Origin of the sequence: Rummeliibacillus sp. G93 (assembly GCF_023515935.1) — a bacterium.
GTDB lineage: Bacteria > Bacillota > Bacilli > Bacillales_A > Planococcaceae > Rummeliibacillus > Rummeliibacillus stabekisii.
On the sequence record NZ_CP097314.1, the window covers coordinates 1,408,972 to 1,426,788 of the forward strand.

Genomic DNA, 17,817 nt, shown 5'->3' on the forward strand with positions numbered 1-17,817 from the left:
ATATGGATAACAAACAAGGATTAAAGCTAGACAGAAGAAGTTTCCAAAGCAACAAAAGAACGTGCGCTTGAGTTATATAACAATTCTGCGTATATAATAGTTGAACAATTAACTGTATATAATTAAATAAATGTTGCTAACGGAAAAGGGGAAAATTCTTAATCCTAAATTTATATACGGTTGTCACTTAGAGAATAATTGAACCAATTATTATTAATATTATTGCCAAAATGGTATTACAAAAAAAGAATTTTTTCATAGAGCTAGGAAAATATTCGTTATACTTTTTATCCTTTCCAAGTAATTTGAAAATTAGTAAACATATTCTTTAATTAAATTCAATTTATATTATAAGGATAATGAGTAAAAAAGGGAGCCTTACTATGGAGAAGTTTATGAAATGGATCATTTTATTTTATTCATCCTTTTTTGTTTATGGGGGGTTAATGAGCTATTTTATGAAGAGAAAGCAGACGGTAGATATACAGTTGAGAAAAAAGATATTTCTAAAGTAGACAATACCTATTATATAAAATTAAACCAATACAAACTAAAATTACCTAACAAATACTATAAAAGAATAGTTAACAGTCCTGCTGATTATAAAATTTTGTACAGCTATAATACATTGTTTAAAAAAGGGGAGTTTTCACACTTAGAAAAGTATGGGGCCAGTTATAAGGGTAATTAAAAAGGAATTATAAGTACTAAGAATATATAATCTAATCTTCATTTACTATCTTATCAATAGAACAGTAAATGGAGATTTTTGTACATTAGGAAATAAGTGCTATAATTAAAGAATGATGGGAGGTTTTTAAGTTGGTTCTTTTTGAAAATGATTGGATTATGCTTATGGAAAAAGAAGCGATTGTCTATGTATTAGTTAAAAAAGAAGGTTATTCTTTAAAAGAGTTTGAGCCTGTATTAAAAAAATTCAAAAGAATTAAATTAAATGGTTTTCAAGCATTGCGGAGTGTCTTTTTAAGTTGTTCAAAAGAAGAACAAGAAATTGGCTATTGGCTGCCGCCCATTGAAATCGTTATAGCACGTGACGGTATGGCAGCTACTATGTATATTAATGATCATCCTGCATCTCTATTTCAGGATGAGTTAATTATGAATAAACAAATTAAAGAAGCAGCAGAAAATGCGGGTGTCCAATATGGTTATATAACCCTTTCGCTTGAAACTGTTCTATTAGGCAAACCAACAGTCATAGCAAAAGGCCAACCTCCCCAAAAGGGTGAAGATGCGAAGATTACATATAAAAGCTTTCCAAAAAAGAAACCCCAAATCCTTGATAATGGCCGTGCAAACCATTATGATATCAACTTTATTCAGGAAGTGAAAAAAGATGAATGGCTAGGAGAAAAAATTCCTGCGAAGAAAGGAATTCCGGGGAAAAGTGTTTTAGGCCAACGAATAGAGGCAATGGATGGTAAAGATTTTACGTTGGTTTATGATGAAAAATCTATTTATGAAAAAGAGTCGAGTGGTATAGTGACCATCCACGCATCTTTCGATGGAGTCATCGAGCATCCTTATCCTCCATTATCTGTTCAAAAGCACCTTCAAATACCGAGTGATGTGGGAGTCGAAACGGGCAATCTGGAGTTCACAGGCTCGATTACTATTCGAGGAACTATTCTACCTGGATTTACAGTCAAGGCGACAGGTGACATACTGATTGAGAGCAAAGAAGGTGTAACTGGAGCTGAACTTATACAATCTACTCACGGAGATGTCTATGTTTGTGGAGGTATATATGGTAACAAAATTACGAAAGTGATGGCGGGTCAAAATATTTATGTACAGTATACCAATGACTGCTATTTAGCTGCGAAAGAAACCATTTTTATAAGTACATATGCCATCAGTACAGATATGAAGGCACAAAATATCAGAGTCGATGAAAATAAGGGTAAACTTATAGGTGGAAGTATTTGCGCAAAAAATTCGATTCATGCAGCATGGGTTGGCAATCAGCTTGGTCGTAAAACAGAACTGATTATTTCACTCCCGGATAGCAAAGATAGCTTAAAAAAGATTAAAGAAAAAAGTGATGAAATAGAGAATCTGGAGCATGAACTGAAAGATTTAAGAGGAAAGCTAGCTCAATTGCAAAAGTTCTTGAATAAAATGATGCCAGCTCAGCGCCAAACGTACGATAAGATTGCTAGTAATATAAAAGAAAAGGAGTCTCAAATTGAGATACTTGAATATGAAATAGATGAGATTTTGCATCTACTGAAGAGTAGTGGTGATGAAAAAATTTCCATTACCAAAGCTGCATATCCAGAGACAACTCTTCAAATAGGTTCTGAAAGATCAACTATTCAACAAATGACGAAAGGAGAATTTAAATTGGAAAGTGGTGTTTTAAATGTCTAGACCGCTCGTTTTTGCGCATAGAGGCGCTTCTGCTCGAGGTATTGAAAATACGCTAGATGCTTTTGAATTAGCGTTAGAATCAGGGGCAGATGGTATAGAATTAGATATTCAAGCGACGAAAGATCATATTCCAGTTGTGATTCATGATCATAATTTAAGGCGTCTTACAGGGAAAAATGAGCTGATTTCGAATTTGTATTACCAACAGGTTAAACTATTACATGTTGGAAAATTTTTCTTTAGAAGGTTTAGCGGAGCTAAAATTAGCACGTTTGATGAGTTTCTAGGTTGGCACAAAGTCCATTCTGTACCACTTAATGTGGAATTAAAAGAGTCACTGCTTCAAGATGAAAGCGCTCTAAGAGAGACTGTGGCGAAATGTAGTGAAATACCAAATTTACATATTTCATCTTTTCATCCTGAATTGCTAGAAAAGGCAAAAGAAATAGCGCCAAGAATAGAGACCGCCTTAATTGCAACAAAGAAATTGAACTGGGCAGAGTTAGACAAATTGCCATACGTAGATGTAATTCATGCGAATAAATCGCGTTATTATAAAAAGAGGTATCTTGATGCACTTACTGCTCAAGGAAGAAAATGCCGCTTTTATAACATTACAGGTGATGAACAATTTCTGAAAGAACCGCATGATGCGGTTATCGGATGGATTACTGACTATCCAGAGAAAGTACGGAAAATGCAGGAGACTAAATAAATCAATGTAAAGCTCAGATAATTATACAAAAAGCACCGAAGAGAACACTACGTTCTTGTCGGTGCTTTTTGCACAATGTTATTTTTTCTTTGTATATTTTTGCACAACTCGTCCATTTCTGCGATCACGGTTTAATAAAAAGCCGGCAAAAAATCCAAAGCCGATTAAAAACAATACAATCCCTATTACAAATTGTAGCCAAAGATATGGAATCGGATCGAATAACTTGGCGAAAAATGTATCTCGCATTAATTTGATGCCCGCTGCTGCCATAATAGCGGGTATGGCTAGAATGACAAAAGCAATAAAACGCCCCATTTTTGGTTCAACTCCTCTAATATAATCCATTTTTACTTGTATGCTGCACATTGTCAAGATAGGAAACTTCCGATAAGATGATAGCTAACCATATGAAAGAATTTTCATACATATTTGGAAGGAGTGAATAAGAATGCATAGGATTATGATTGTAGGTGCAGGAAAAGGAGGTACAGCCATTCTGCAATTACTCGCACATTCGTCAGACTGGCAAACAGTGGCTGTTATCGATAAGAATGATAATGCTAAAGGCATAAAAGAAGCTAAAAAGTCAGGAATTGCTACAGCAAATGACTGGCGTGATTTTAAGAATGCTTCTATCGATATGGCGATTGATGTAACTGGTAATCCGAAGGTCTATGACGAATTGCTCGAGGAATTACCACATAATACGACTGTGATACCGGGTAGCGTGATTGAGATTATTATCAAACTTTTGCAGGAGAAAGATTATTATATTCAAAAAATCCAAGCATTTTCTAGAAGACAGCAAATTATCTTTAACTCTATAGATGAAGGCATGATGAGCGTTAATCAAAAAGGAGAAATTATTTTTTATAATCAAAGTGCTATGCGACTTACTAATACACCAATAGAAAAAGCAGTTGGCAAGCATTATAAAGACGTTATGAATGCTCTTGAACTTGAGCAGGTGATTGAAACAGGTCAAGCAGAGACAAATCAAGAATTAATTCTTCCATCCGGAAAAAAGGTCGTGCTTTCCAAAATTCCAATGGTAGATGAAAAGTCAGAACAAATTGGTGTACTTGCAATATTTAAAGATATTTCTGAAGTTGTTGCCTTAGCGGAAGAGATTACTGATCTGAAAGAAGTAAAAAAGATGCTAGAAGCTATTATACAATCGAGCGACGACGCGATCTCTGTAGTGGATGAGAAGGGAAGAGGTATTGTAGTCAATCCGGCTTATACAAGGATTACAGGCTTGTCACCTGAAGAGATTATCGGTAAGCCTGCAACTACCGATATTTCAGAAGGTGAGAGTATGCATTTAAAAGTGCTTGAAACCAAAAAGCCGATACGAGGAGTTAATTTGCGCTTAGGACCTTCCAAAAGAGAAGTTATCGTCAATGTGGCGCCAATTCTAGTTGAAGATGAGCTTAAAGGCAGCGTAGGGGTCATCCATGATGTAACAGAGATGCGCAACTTATCTAAGGAATTGAGCCAAGCGAAAACAATTATACGAACACTAGAATCAAAGTATGTTTTCGATGATATAATCGGCGATTCAGAAGAAATGAAGCTTGCGATTGAACAAGCTAAGCTCGCTGCAAAAACGCCGGTGACGGTCTTTCTAAGGGGCGAATCAGGTACAGGGAAAGAATTATTTGCCCATGCAATACATAGTGAAAGTAATCGCCACTATGAGAAGTTTATTAGAGTCAATTGTGCGGCAATTGCTGAAAATTTATTGGAAAGCGAATTGTTTGGCTATGAAGAAGGTGCCTTTACTGGAGCTAAAAAAGGCGGCAAGCGTGGGCTTTTTGAAGAGGCGAACGGAGGTAGTATCTTTTTAGATGAAATTGGCGAGCTGTCGCTTAGCACCCAGGCCAAACTTTTACGTGTTTTACAAGAACACGAGATTGTTAGAGTGGGCGCTACAAAACCCATTCCTATAGATGTCCGTATCATTGCAGCCACAAATGTCAATATGGAAAAAGCGCTTCATGACCATACGTTTCGAGAGGATCTCTACTACAGGCTTAATCGCATGCCAATTTATATCCCACCACTTCGAAACAGACTTGAAGATATCCCACAGCTTGTAGATCGTCTGCTTCAAAAACTCAACCGTGAGTATGGTCGAAATGTAACAAAGGTGACTAGAGGAGTAATTCAAAAGTTAAGAAACTATCAATGGCCTGGTAATGTAAGAGAATTAGAGAATGTGATTGGGCGAGCGATGATCTTTATGCCTGCTGCTGAAACAGAATTACAGGAGAATTATGTGCAAATTTCGGCGCAAAAAACCTCAACTGTAGAGGGCAAAGTAGAAGAAGAAATATATAACGGAACATTGGATGAAGCAATGGCCCAATATGAAAAAAGAATTATTGAAACCGCTCTCAAGGACAATAGATATAATAAAACACAGACTGCTAAAGCGTTGCAAATTTCGATTAGAAGCTTGTATTATAAATTAGAAAAATATGAACTTGCATAAAATGGCGTGCAAATAACTGCACATATCTGCATGGCTATGCATTGAAAAAAACGTCGAAATTGTTTAAACTTTTATTTTATAAGGCAAAAAGTTTTGGCACGCTTCTTGCATTATATATTATTGACTGGATACAACCAGATTTTTTATAACTTCGAAGGAGGAATTATTAAGATGGAAATTTTCAAATATATGGGAAAATATGATTATGAACAAGTGGTTATTTGCCAAGATAAAACTTCAGGGTTGAAAGCGATTATCGCTATTCACGACACTACACTAGGACCTGCGCTTGGTGGTACTCGCATGTGGACATATGAATCTGAAGAAGCAGCTATTGAAGATGCACTTCGTTTAGCGCGCGGCATGACATATAAAAATGCAGCAGCTGGGCTTAACCTTGGTGGTGGTAAAACTGTAATCATGGGAGATCCATTTAAAGACAAAAATGAAGAAATGTTCCGCGCATTAGGCCGTTTCATCCAAGGCTTAAACGGACGCTACATTACTGCAGAAGATGTGGGTACAACAGTTGCTGATATGGACTTAATCCATGAAGAAACAAATTATGTGACAGGAATTTCACCTGCATTCGGTTCATCAGGCAACCCTTCTCCTGTAACAGCATACGGTGTTTATGTAGGTATGAAAGCAGCAGCTAAAGCGGCATTTGGAACAGATAGCTTAGAAGGAAAACGCATTTCTGTTCAAGGTCTTGGAAATGTTGCTTATTCACTATGCAAGCATCTTCACGAAGAAGGCGCAAAACTTATCGTAACCGATATTAATGAAAACGCTGTCAAACGTGTAGTTGATGAATTTGGTGCAGTTGCTGTTAGCCCTGAAGAAATTTATGCACAAGACGTGGATATCTTTGCTCCATGTGCATTAGGAGCAATCATCAATGATGAGACAATCCCGCAATTAAAAGCAAAAGTAATTGCAGGATCTGCAAACAACCAATTGAAAGACTCAAAACATGGTGAGATCATTCACGAAAAAGGCATTATCTATGCTCCAGACTACGTAATCAACTCAGGTGGTGTTATCAATGTAGCTGATGAATTATACGGTTACAATTATGATCGCGCTATGAAAAAAGTTGAAGGTATTTATGATAGCATTACAAAAATTGTTGAAATTTCAGAACGTGATAATATTCCAACATACTTAGCTGCAAATCGTATGGCAGAGGATAGAATTGAAAGAATGGCTAAATCAAGAGGCACATTCTTGAAAAACGAAAAAAATATCTTATCACAACGCGGATAAGAATCAAGAGATGACAATCTAGCATTTTATGATATAATTTAGTACCAGGTAATAAAATTGAATAGCTGCCGTGAAAAACGGTAGCTATTCAATTCTTTTAATATTAAAAGATATTAGTATAAAATAGGGAGTGTGTTCTTATGGCTAAGAATTATGACCTTGTCATAGTAGGTGGAGGCACTGGAGGTTATGTTGCCGCGATTCGCGCCGCGCAATTGGGTCTATCGACTGCCATTGTGGAACAAGGGAAACTAGGGGGAACTTGTTTACATAAAGGTTGTATACCAAGTAAAGCTTTGCTACGAAGCGCAGAAGTATACCGGACAACAAAAGAGCATGCAGAGAATTTTGGTGTAGATGTAAAAGAAGTCACATTCAATTTTGAGCAGGCTCAAAAAAGAAAAAATAGTATCATAGATAAACTTCATGCAGGAATCCAAGCATTGATGAAAAAAGGAAAAATTGATGTATACGAAGGCTATGGCAGAATATTAGGCCCTTCGATTTTTTCGCCAATGCCTGGCACAATCTCTGTCGAATTTAAAGACGGTCGAGAAAATGCAATGTTAATCCCACAAAACGTAATTATCGCCACAGGTTCTAGACCACGGACGCTTCCGGGACTAACACCTGATGGTAAAAATATTGTAACATCAGATGATTTAATGTCACTTGAAACCTTACCTCAATCAATTGTCATCGTTGGTGGCGGAGTTATAGGGATTGAATGGGCATCTATGTTACATGATTTTGGAGTGGAAGTTACGGTTGTTGAATATTCAGATTCGATATTGCCAACAGAAGATCATGACATCCAAAAAGCAATGGCAACATCACTGAAAAAACGTGGCATTCAGATAGTTACAAATGCAAAAACGCTACCTGATACGTATAAAGAAACAGGCGAGGGTTTTGAGATTTCAGCTGAAGTAGATGGCAAAACACAAATCTTTGCAGCTGAAAAACTTCTATTGTCTGTCGGAAGACAAGCAAACATTGAAAACATCGGCCTTGAAAATACAGATATCCAAGTAGAACGAGGTTTCATCCAAGTCAATGAGCATTACCAAACGAAGGAATCACATATATATGCTATTGGTGATGTAATCGGCGGCTTACAATTAGCTCATGTTGCTTCACACGAAGGTATTCATGCTGTAGACCATATTGCTCGTAAAGAAACATGGCCGATGGAAGCCCATAAAATTGCACGCTGTATATATGGAAGCCCGGAAATTTCAAGTATCGGCTATACAGAGAAACAAGCGAAAGAACTTGGAATTGATGTAAAAGTGGGTAAATTCCCATTTGCAGCAATTGGCAAAGCGCTTGTTTTTGGTGAGACTGAAGGCTTCGTTAAAATGATTGCAGACAAAAAGACAAACGATCTAGTCGGTGTGCATATTATGGGCGCGCATGCAACGGAATTGATTGCCGAAGCAAGCCTTGCAATGTTAGTTGATGCAACACCTTTTGAAATTTCTGCGCATATTCATCCGCATCCATCCTTATCTGAGGCAATTGGTGAAGCGGCCCTTGCTGTTGATGGAATGGCAATTCATTTCTAAGGAGAGATCATAATGACTGAAAATAAACATACTGCTTTAGGTTTATCTGATGAAGTAGTACTTGATATGTATAGAACAATGCTGCTTGCCCGACGTATCGATGAAAGAATGTGGCTATTAAACCGTGCAGGTAAAATCCCATTCGTTATATCTTGCCAAGGACAAGAGGCAGCTCAAATCGGCGCAGCATTTGCTTTAAATAATGAAAAAGATTATGTCGCACCGTATTACCGGGATATGGGCGTTGTGCTACATTTCGGCATGACAGCAAAAGAGTTAATGCTTTCTGCATTTGCGAAAGCGGAAGATCCTAACTCTGGCGGCCGCCAAATGCCTGGTCACTTTGGCCAAAAGAAAAACCGCATTATTACAGGTTCTTCACCTGTAACGACACAAGTTCCACATGCGGTAGGTGTGGCACTTGCGGGGAAAATGCAAAAAGAAGATTTTGTCACATTTGTTAGTCTTGGAGAAGGATCTTCAAACCAAGGTGATTTCCATGAAGGGGCTAACTTTGCTGGTGTTCACAAGCTTCCTGTTATTATTATGGTAGAAAATAACCGCTATGCTATTTCAGTGCCGCTTAGCAAGCAAGTTGCGTGTGAAAATGTCTCAGATCGTGCGATTGGCTACGGTATGCCTGGCGTAACAGTAGATGGCAACGATCCACTTGAAGTGTATAAAGTGATGAAAGAAGCAGCAGATCGTGCAAGAAACGGTGAGGGACCAAGCTTAATTGAGACGATCTGCTATCGTTTAACTGCACACTCATCTGATGATGACCATCGTCAATACAGAACAGAAGAAGATTTGGCAGAAGGCCGTGCGAATGATCCGATTGTTCGCTTTGCAGCATATTTAAAAGATTTAGGCGTTCTAACTTCAGAAATAGAAGAAAAGATGCAAGAAGAAATCATGGCTGAGGTTGACGAAGCGACAGATTATGCGGAAAACGCTCCATATGCGGAGCCGGAACATGCATTGCAATACGTCTACGGAAACCATGAGGAGGTGTAGCAGATGGCGAATTTATCATATATTGATGCCATTACATTAGCGATGAAAGAAGAAATGGAAAGAGACGATCTTGTCTTTATTCTTGGAGAAGATGTCGGTTTAAAGGGCGGCGTGTTTAAAGCAACGCAAGGCCTTTACGATGAGTTCGGTGAAGAACGTGTGATTGACGCACCTCTTGCCGAATCAGCAATTGTCGGAGTTGGTATTGGTGCAGCGATGTATGGTTTAAGACCTATTGCCGAAATGCAATTTGCGGATTTTATCATGCCTGCAGTCAATCAAATTATTTCGGAAGCGTCTAGAATCCGTTACCGCTCAAATAATGACTGGAATTGTCCAATGGTTATTCGTGCTCCATTTGGTGGAGGAGTCCATGGCGCGCTTTACCATTCACAATCAGTAGAAGCAGTATTTGCTAATCAACCCGGTTTAAAAATCGTCATTCCATCAACTCCATATGATGCGAAAGGATTGTTAAAAGCAGCGATTCGCGATGACGATCCTGTCCTTTTCTTTGAACACAAAAGAGCGTACCGTCTGATTAAAGGCGAAGTGCCAGAAGAGGACTATACAATTGAAATCGGCAAAGCTGATGTGAAACGAGAAGGCGAAGATTTGACTGTCATTACGTATGGCCTTGGGGTACATTTTGCATTGCAAGCAGCTGAACGTTTGGAAAAAGACGGCATCTCTGTCCATTTATTGGATTTACGTACGATCTACCCATTAGACAAAGAGGCTATTATTGAAGCTGCAAAGAAAACGGGTAAGGTATTGCTTGTAACAGAAGATAATAAAGAAGGTAGCGTCATGAGCGAAGTCTCTGCGATTATTGCGGAACATGCGCTATTCGATTTGGATGCGCCAATCAAACGCTTAGCGGGTCCTGATGTACCGGCTATGCCTTACGCGCCAACAATGGAAAAATTCTTTATGATTAATCCAGATAAAGTAGAAGTAGCAATGCGTGAATTAGCTGCATTTTAAGCAAAGGGGGTTTTAAAATGGCAATTGAACAAATTACAATGCCACAACTAGGAGAAAGTGTAACGGAAGGCACAATCGAAAAATGGTTAGTTAAACCAGGCGACGAAGTGAAAAAGTACGATACATTAGCGGAAGTGCAGACAGATAAAGTAACAGCTGAACTCCCATCATCCTTTGCGGGCAAAATCATTGAATTAATCGCAAACGAAGGTGACACCATTGCGGTGGGCGAAGTTGTTTGTAAGGTTGAAATTGAGGGCGGAGCTGCAGAAGTAAAAACAGAGGCTTCCGCTCCTGCAGAAACAAAGAATGAAGAATCAGCAAGCGATCAAAGTATGAAAAAAAGGTATTCTCCTGCAGTCGTTCGTATGGCATCAGAGCATGGCATCGACTTGAATATGGTTGAAGGCAGTGGAACTTCTGGGCGGATTACAAGAAAAGATATTCAAAAGATTATTGATTCCGGACAAATGCCAGCTACTAAACCAAATCCAGAAGTAGAAGCAAAACCAGTTGCTACTCCAGAGCAGCCTACAATTCAGGCTGAACCAGCACCTGTTAAAGAAGAAAAAACGTATGAGCCAACTGCTACAGGCGATATTGAAATTCCTGTTTCAGGCGTCCGTCGTGCCATAGCTAAAAATATGGTGAATAGTACACAGGAAATTCCGCATGCGTGGCTAATGATGGAAGCTGATGTCACTAATTTGGTGAATTACCGTGATTCAATTAAAGGTGACTTTAAAAAACGTGAAGGATATAACATCACATACTTTGCTTTCTTTGTAAAAGCAGTTTCACAAGCTTTAAAAGAATTCCCTATGATGAATTCACAGTGGCAAGGCGATAAAATTATCCAGAAGAAGGATATCAATCTATCCATCGCTGTCGCAACTGAGGATGCCCTATTTGTGCCTGTTATCAAAAATGCAGATGACAAATCAGTTAAAGGCATTGCCAAGGAAATTCATGAGTTAGCATCGAAAGTGCGTGCTGGCAAGCTGAAATCAGATGATATGAAGGGCGGTACTTTCACCGTTAATAATACCGGAGCATTCGGCTCTGTCCAATCAATGGGCATCATTAATCATCCTCAAGCGGCGATTCTACAAATTGAATCCATTGTGAAACGTCCGGTGATTATGGAAGGCGGCATGTTTGCAGCACGAGATATGGTTAATTTATGCTTATCGATTGACCATCGTATTCTTGATGGTTTAGTGAGTGGCAAATTCCTTTCACGTGTCAAAGAATTGCTTGAGGGCTATTCAAAAGATACAATGTCCATTTATTAAGATAGATACTGGAGAATGATATTGAGAGCCTCATTTCTTCTTCCAACAAAATCTTTTTAAATGACAAAGTGGAATAAATAAAAAAGAAGTCTGGTAACCTAGTTGAAATGGTTTTCAGACTTCTTTTACTTTTAAGCTATGTACATATTGTGTAAAATAGTAGTAAGAATGACAAAGGGGGGAAGCATCTACGCGTGCGTATGACAAATATGAAAGAAGTAAATTTCCCGAAACCATCTTATGAGGAATGGAAAGAAGCCTCGATAATAGCATTAAAAGGGAAGCCATTTGAGTCGCTTTTCACTAAAACTATTGAAGGTATTACAATTGAACCGCTTTATACCATGGAAGACTTATTGAATACATTAGATGGAAAATTAGATGCACAAGCTAACACAGTCCGAGAGATGAGGAGTGAAGGTGCTTTTGCGATTGCCCAATCCACCTACGCTGATTGTATTGATGAATACATCTCTGAATTAAAGAATTCTGTATTATTCGGTAATCAATATTTAATGATTGACCAAGTGAGCTTTGAGTGGAGTGAAGAGGCTCTGAAAAAACTCGCAGGATTGCTGAATGACCATCCATTTTTTATACGGACTGCAGATCCAGAAATCCTAAATGTTTTTAACTTTATAGAAAATAAAGAAGCCAAAGGTTTTGTATTATCTAATGAGCACTGTCAAATCAACGGTTTTCAGAATGTTCGAAAGGTAAGCGCTAACATAATTGATGCTCATTACAAAGGGGCAAACGCTGTACAAGAATTAGCCATAGCTCTTGCAATAGCGAGTGAACAAATGGAAAAAGAAACAGATTTTAATCAGCTTGAAAATCAATTTTTCGCTGCCTTTTCAATTGATACACAATTTTTTATGGAGATAGCAAAACTTCGAGCTTTTCGAATACTTTGGAAAGCATTCGCTAAAGCTTACGGTATTGAAAATCCAAAACCTGTAAAGATTTATGCAGAAACATCTCTTAGAAGATTCTCAAAATTAGATCCTTACGTAAACTTGCTACGGGCAGGGAATGAAGCATTTGCTGCAGCTATAGGCGGAGCTGATCTTTTAACAGTACACCCTCATAATATTATAACAAAGCCATCAAGCCAATCAGTTCGGATTGCACGAAATGTGGGCTTGGTAATACGCGAAGAATCGCATGTTACCAAGATAGAGGACCCTTCTGGTGGTGCTTATTATATCGAATCGTTAACGCACGATTTAGCTAAAGAAGCTTGGGGAAAGTTTGTTGAAATTGAAGCAATGGGCGGCTATACACAATATGTAGAAAGTGGCCGAATAGAAAAAGAGCTTGAAGAAACAATGACTAAACGTCTTCTTGAAGTGGAAACAAGGAAAACCATACTTGTTGGCACAAACGATTTTGCTGATGCTAATGAAGAGGCTTCAGTTGAAACATTTTACAAAGTCAAACGTCTTTCAGAACCATTCGAAGGTTTAAGACGAACAATGAAAGATGCAAAAGTCAAAGCAGCAATTTTGCCATTTGGCGATTTGAAAAAGATTAAGCCGCGTATAGATTTCGCTACAGGGGTCTTAGCTACTGCAGGTATGCTTTCTAACGTAATAGAGCCTACAACAGATATAGAAAAAGCTAAGGAGTGGTTAAAAAATAGCAAAGAGGATTATGTCATTTTCTGTGCAACAGATGAGGATACTCTGACTGCAATCCCTGTTTTGTTGGAAGAAAAACCAGCCTCTATTATATTGGATGTGGCGGGGAAATTCGATACCGATTGGCAAGCAAAAGGTTTAAACGGATATTTATACAAAGGCCAAAATATGATTCAAAAGTTGAATAATATTGCTGAAACATTGAAGGAGGTTCAACGATGAAACCTAATTTTTCAACTGTTCACATAGAAGAAGTTTTGCGTGATGAACTTCCATCAAAAAAACAATCTACATTTATGACTAATGAAAATATTGAAGTTAAAACCAGCTATTCGTTCAATGATATTAAAACCGCAGTTCATCTTCATGATGTAGCAGGAATCGCGCCTAATACAAGAGGACCTTATCCAACTATGTATATTGGCCGTCCATGGACGATTCGGCAATATGCTGGTTTTTCAACTGCAGAGGAATCGAATGCTTTCTATCGCCGAAACTTAGCAATGGGCCAAAAAGGCCTTTCCGTTGCATTTGACCTTGCAACACACCGAGGCTATGATTCTGACCACCCTCGTGTGACGGGGGATGTAGGTAAAGCAGGAGTTGCCATTGATTCTGTTGAAGATATGAAAATTCTATTTGATGGAATCCCGCTTGATCAGATGTCTGTCTCCATGACAATGAATGGTGCAGTGCTACCGGTGCTTGCTTTTTATATAGTAGCTGCTGAAGAACAAGGCATCACTCCAGATAAGCTTGCAGGCACAATCCAAAATGATATTTTAAAAGAGTATATGGTGCGTAATACATATATTTATCCGCCTGAAATGTCGATGAAAATCATCGCTGATATTTTTGAATATACTTCTAAATTTATGCCGAAATTCAATTCTATTTCTATTTCCGGCTATCATATTCAAGAAGCGGGAGCTACAAACGATATCGAGCTAGCTTATACTTTAGCGGATGGGCTAGAATATGTGCGTACAGGACTGAAGGCAGGCATCGACATTGATAATTTTGCACCTAGATTGTCTTTCTTCTGGGCGATTGGCATGAATTATTATATGGAAATAGCCAAAATGCGTGCAGCTCGTCGCATTTGGGCTCAAATGATGTCTTCATTCAACCCTAAAAATCCTAAGACCCTTGCTCTTCGCACACATTCACAAACATCTGGCTGGTCTTTAACAGAACAAGACCCGTTTAATAATGTGACACGGACTTTGATTGAAGCCAATGCAGCAACGATGGGGCATACACAGTCACTGCATACAAATGCTTTAGATGAAGCCATCGCACTTCCGACAGATTTTTCTGCTCGGATTGCAAGAAATACACAGCTTTTTCTGCAAAATGAAACACAAATGACCAAAACAATTGATCCGTGGGGCGGTTCTTATTATGTTGAGAAGTTGACTGACGAATTAACAAAGTCTGCATGGACGTTGATTGAGGAAATTGAAGAGCTAGGTGGTATGGCAAAAGCAATTGAAACCGGGCTACCTAAAATGAGAGTTGAGGAAGCATCCGCAAAGCGGCAAGCTAAAATTGATTCTAAAACAGAAACAATCATAGGCGTCAATAAATATCGTTTAGATAAAGAGGATCCTATAGAAATTTTAGATATCGATAATACGATGGTACGTCAATCGCAAATTGATCGAATTCAATTAATGAAAGAAAAACGAGATGAAAATAAAGTACGCTATGAATTAGATCGCTTAACTCATGCTGCAGAAACAGGGGAGGAAAACTTACTTACAGTAGCTGTAGATGCAGCAAGGGCAAGAGCCACGCTTGGGGAAATTTCGGATGCAATTGAGTCAGTTGCAGGACGACATAAAGCAGTCATCCGCTCTATTAGCGGTGTCTATGCTTCCAACTATTCTGATAAGGAAGCTATCGAAGAGATCAAACAAATGACTGAGGAATTCTTAGAAAATGAGGGAAGACGCCCAAGGATTTTAGTCGCTAAAATGGGCCAAGACGGCCATGATCGCGGAGCTAAAGTTGTTGCTACTGGGTATGCAGACTTTGGTTTTGATGTGGATATATCACCGTTATTTATGACGCCAGAAGAAACCGCACAAATGGCGGCAGAAAATGACGTTCATGTTGTTGGCGTTTCGTCTCTAGCAGCTGGTCATAAAACATTAGTGCCCGCTCTCATTAATGAATTGAAAAAACTAGGCAGAGAAGACATTATCGTGATTGTCGGTGGTGTTATACCTGCTCAAGATTACGAATTTTTATATCAGAGCGGTGCCCAAGCGATCTTTGGACCTGGTACAGTATTGCCTATTGCATCTCAAAAAATGATTGAACTTATCTATAAGAATTTAGGGTACGAGGAAGTAAATGACTGATAAAAAATCAGCATTATTTGTCCAGCCAGGGGTTCAATCGATACATGACGGGATGCAGGAAACCAAACGAAAGAAGTTTGTTAAAAAGACGAAAGTCAAACAGAATCTAGACGAACTAGCTGAAAATATAAGGGAAGGCTCGCGTCTGCATTTGGCAAAAGCCATTACCCTTCTTGAAAGTGCTCATCCAGAAGATCAATCGGATGCGCAGGACTTACTTAAAAAGATGCTTCCCTATACAGGTGCTTCCATTAGAATTGGTATAACTGGTGTTCCAGGAGCGGGGAAAAGCACCTTCATTGAAGCTTTCGGCAAAATGCTCTGTGAAAAAGGACATAGAGTTGCTGTACTCGCTATTGACCCAAGCTCCACAGTCAATGGAGGCAGCATTCTCGGAGATAAGACAAGGATGGAGCAGCTCTCACGTGAGCCCAATGCATTTATCCGTCCGTCTCCTTCAGCGGGGACTTTAGGCGGTGTGCATAAAAAAACAAGAGAAACCATGCTATTATGTGAAGCAGCAGGCTACGATATTGTACTAATCGAAACGATGGGAGTCGGCCAGAGCGAAACAATTGTAAGAGGTATGGTAGATTTCTTTTTACTTCTTGTCCTGACAGGAGCAGGAGATGAACTACAGGGAATGAAAAAAGGCATCATGGAATTAGCAGATACAATTATTGTGCATAAAGCTGATGGGAATAATCTTCGTCCAGCGCAAAGAACCATGTCAGAGTACAAACGAATACAGCATTTTTTACAGCCTGCCACACCTGGGTGGGATACAAGGACACACCTTGTATCCTCTCTTGAAAACAAAGGATTATCAAGAATACAAGAAACGATTGAAGAATTTCGGGAAACCTGTATGAAAACGGGTTTTTGGTCAAGCCGTCGTACCAAACAGACAACTGAATGGTTCCAGGCTATGATTCGAGATCGTTTGATCGACACTTTTTATGCAAATAATGATACAAAACAACGAGTTTCTCAATTTGAAAAACAAATATCTGAAGGACAGATAACTGTATCTCAGGCAGTTGATTTACTATTTTCTGACGAAAAGACTGAGTGAATTTAGCTCGGTTTTTTCGTGCTTCTCGTATGAAAAAAGCTGTTAACGCTTAATCGTAGTTCTCATTCTGTAAATTGAATATAACAATCCAATAAAATCTACATTAAAGTAGGAAACATCTAAAAGAGATATCTACTAAATAAAATATTTTAAATATTAAAAAAATAGTATTGACTGGGGGAAATAAAATATGTTCGCAGCGAAAACAGTAGTTATTACAGGAGCGGCAAAAGGAATAGGTCGATCTATCGCATTAATGTATGCAAGACAACATGCAAATTTAGTGTTGGCTGATATCAATCCTACAGGAGAAGAATTTGCTAAGGAATTGGGTAGCCGTGCCATATTTGTGCAAACGGATGTGCGAAAACTAGAGGATATTATCCATTTGATGAGCGAAACTGTAAACCATTGGGGTAAGATTGATGTTCTAGTCAATAACGCAGGAAAATTCGTGCCTGTATCACCATATGAATCTACTATTGATGAATGGGATGACATAATGAATACCAACCTGAGAAGTGTATTCTTATGTTCTAGAGAAGCAGCAAAATATATGCGAAAACAAGAAAATGGTGGATCCATCGTGTCGATTGCATCAACACGTGCTTTTATGTCTGAACCGAATACAGAAGCATATGCTGCTACAAAAGGAGGCATTGTGGCTTTGACGCATGCCTTAGCACGATCATTCGGCCCAGATGGAATTAAGGTCAACTGTATATCTCCAGGCTGGATTGAAACAGAGGATTATGAGGCACTAACCGAAAATGACCATGCAATGCATTTGAGCGGCAGGGTTGGTAAACCTGACGACATTGCCAATGCATGTATATTTCTTACTCATCCTAAAAACGATTTTATTACAGCTCAGAATGTTACCATAGATGGTGGAATGACGAAGAAAATGATGTACGAGGATTAATAAGTTGAAAGGGTAAATGAGAAAATAAGCTCAGTTACTCTTTTTTTCGACATATTTCGC

General features: G+C 38.6%; 14 protein-coding genes. 13 read left to right on the plus strand and 1 reads right to left on the minus strand.

Annotated elements, in window-relative coordinates; translation table 11 throughout:
• The first annotated feature begins 400 nt into the window (after positions 1–400).
• From M2M59_RS07085 to M2M59_RS07095, 3 genes are all read left to right on the plus strand, one after another.
• Positions 401–691 (plus strand): hypothetical protein, encoded by a 291-nt coding sequence (locus M2M59_RS07085; RefSeq protein WP_249775851.1) that lies wholly within the window; start codon positions 401–403, stop codon positions 689–691.
• 131 nt (positions 692–822) lie between these two features.
• On the plus strand, positions 823–2,394 hold the full coding sequence (locus tag M2M59_RS07090) for a flagellar assembly protein A (protein WP_249775852.1): 1,572 nt from the start codon (positions 823–825) through the stop codon (positions 2,392–2,394).
• Positions 2,387–3,109 (plus strand): glycerophosphodiester phosphodiesterase, encoded by a 723-nt coding sequence (locus M2M59_RS07095; RefSeq protein ID WP_249775853.1) that lies wholly within the window; start codon positions 2,387–2,389, stop codon positions 3,107–3,109. Before M2M59_RS07090 ends, M2M59_RS07095 begins: the two co-directional genes overlap by 8 nt.
• A gap of 78 nt (positions 3,110–3,187) precedes the next feature.
• Here M2M59_RS07095 and M2M59_RS07100 read toward each other — a convergent pair whose 3' ends face one another.
• Positions 3,188–3,427: a DUF2627 domain-containing protein gene (locus M2M59_RS07100; RefSeq protein WP_249775854.1), complete on the minus strand. Its 240-nt coding sequence runs from the start codon at positions 3,425–3,427 to the stop codon at positions 3,188–3,190.
• A 133-nt stretch (positions 3,428–3,560) separates the two neighbouring features.
• On the opposite strand from M2M59_RS07100, the gene M2M59_RS07105 reads away from it, so the two are divergent.
• The 10 genes from M2M59_RS07105 to M2M59_RS07150 all read left to right on the plus strand — a co-directional run bounded on the left by M2M59_RS07105 (position 3,561) and on the right by M2M59_RS07150 (position 17,757).
• Positions 3,561–5,609: a sigma 54-interacting transcriptional regulator gene (locus tag M2M59_RS07105; RefSeq protein ID WP_249775855.1), complete on the plus strand. Its 2,049-nt coding sequence runs from the start codon at positions 3,561–3,563 to the stop codon at positions 5,607–5,609.
• Between the two features lie 171 nt (positions 5,610–5,780).
• The gene (locus M2M59_RS07110) at positions 5,781–6,878 is read left to right on the plus strand and encodes a Leu/Phe/Val dehydrogenase (protein ID WP_147193602.1); all 1,098 of its coding nucleotides are present in this window, start codon (positions 5,781–5,783) and stop codon (positions 6,876–6,878) included.
• A gap of 140 nt (positions 6,879–7,018) precedes the next feature.
• A complete protein-coding gene (lpdA, locus tag M2M59_RS07115) occupies positions 7,019–8,446 on the plus strand; it encodes a dihydrolipoyl dehydrogenase (RefSeq protein ID WP_249775856.1) in 1,428 nt (475 codons plus the stop codon).
• A 12-nt stretch (positions 8,447–8,458) separates the two neighbouring features.
• A complete protein-coding gene (locus M2M59_RS07120) occupies positions 8,459–9,463 on the plus strand; it encodes a thiamine pyrophosphate-dependent dehydrogenase E1 component subunit alpha (RefSeq protein WP_147193600.1) in 1,005 nt (334 codons plus the stop codon).
• A gap of 3 nt (positions 9,464–9,466) precedes the next feature.
• Positions 9,467–10,450 (plus strand): alpha-ketoacid dehydrogenase subunit beta, encoded by a 984-nt coding sequence (locus tag M2M59_RS07125; RefSeq protein WP_249775857.1) that lies wholly within the window; start codon positions 9,467–9,469, stop codon positions 10,448–10,450.
• Between the two features lie 17 nt (positions 10,451–10,467).
• Positions 10,468–11,745, plus strand: coding sequence for a dihydrolipoamide acetyltransferase family protein (locus M2M59_RS07130; protein WP_147193599.1), 1,278 nt, complete (start codon positions 10,468–10,470; stop codon positions 11,743–11,745).
• 200 nt (positions 11,746–11,945) lie between these two features.
• Positions 11,946–13,610: a methylmalonyl-CoA mutase family protein gene (locus M2M59_RS07135; RefSeq protein ID WP_147195064.1), complete on the plus strand. Its 1,665-nt coding sequence runs from the start codon at positions 11,946–11,948 to the stop codon at positions 13,608–13,610.
• Complete coding sequence (scpA, locus tag M2M59_RS07140) at positions 13,607–15,757, plus strand: methylmalonyl-CoA mutase (protein WP_147193598.1); 2,151 nt, start codon at positions 13,607–13,609, stop codon at positions 15,755–15,757. The genes M2M59_RS07135 and scpA overlap by 4 nt, the downstream gene beginning before the upstream one ends.
• Complete coding sequence (gene meaB / locus M2M59_RS07145) at positions 15,750–16,832, plus strand: methylmalonyl Co-A mutase-associated GTPase MeaB (protein ID WP_147193597.1); 1,083 nt, start codon at positions 15,750–15,752, stop codon at positions 16,830–16,832. Before scpA ends, meaB begins: the two co-directional genes overlap by 8 nt.
• A gap of 190 nt (positions 16,833–17,022) precedes the next feature.
• Positions 17,023–17,757, plus strand: coding sequence for an SDR family NAD(P)-dependent oxidoreductase (locus tag M2M59_RS07150; RefSeq protein ID WP_147193596.1), 735 nt, complete (start codon positions 17,023–17,025; stop codon positions 17,755–17,757).
• Positions 17,758–17,817: the final 60 nt, after the last annotated feature.

Bases quoted from the DNA above. Each gene is read 5' to 3' on its own strand.
- M2M59_RS07120 (WP_147193600.1), top strand. From the start codon at position 8,459: ATGACTGAAAATAAACATACTGCTTTAGGTTTATCTGATGAAGTAGTA.
- M2M59_RS07105 (WP_249775855.1), top strand. From the start codon at position 3,561: ATGCATAGGATTATGATTGTAGGTGCAGGAAAAGGAGGTACAGCCATT.
- M2M59_RS07150 (WP_147193596.1), top strand. From the start codon at position 17,023: ATGTTCGCAGCGAAAACAGTAGTTATTACAGGAGCGGCAAAAGGAATA.
- lpdA (WP_249775856.1), top strand. From the start codon at position 7,019: ATGGCTAAGAATTATGACCTTGTCATAGTAGGTGGAGGCACTGGAGGT.
- M2M59_RS07095 (WP_249775853.1), top strand. From the start codon at position 2,387: ATGTCTAGACCGCTCGTTTTTGCGCATAGAGGCGCTTCTGCTCGAGGT.
- M2M59_RS07100 (WP_249775854.1), bottom strand. From the start codon at position 3,427: ATGGGGCGTTTTATTGCTTTTGTCATTCTAGCCATACCCGCTATTATG.
- meaB (WP_147193597.1), top strand. From the start codon at position 15,750: ATGACTGATAAAAAATCAGCATTATTTGTCCAGCCAGGGGTTCAATCG.
- M2M59_RS07135 (WP_147195064.1), top strand. From the start codon at position 11,946: ATGACAAATATGAAAGAAGTAAATTTCCCGAAACCATCTTATGAGGAA.
- M2M59_RS07125 (WP_249775857.1), top strand. From the start codon at position 9,467: ATGGCGAATTTATCATATATTGATGCCATTACATTAGCGATGAAAGAA.
- M2M59_RS07110 (WP_147193602.1), top strand. From the start codon at position 5,781: ATGGAAATTTTCAAATATATGGGAAAATATGATTATGAACAAGTGGTT.
- M2M59_RS07085 (WP_249775851.1), top strand. From the start codon at position 401: ATGGATCATTTTATTTTATTCATCCTTTTTTGTTTATGGGGGGTTAAT.
- scpA (WP_147193598.1), top strand. From the start codon at position 13,607: ATGAAACCTAATTTTTCAACTGTTCACATAGAAGAAGTTTTGCGTGAT.
- M2M59_RS07130 (WP_147193599.1), top strand. From the start codon at position 10,468: ATGGCAATTGAACAAATTACAATGCCACAACTAGGAGAAAGTGTAACG.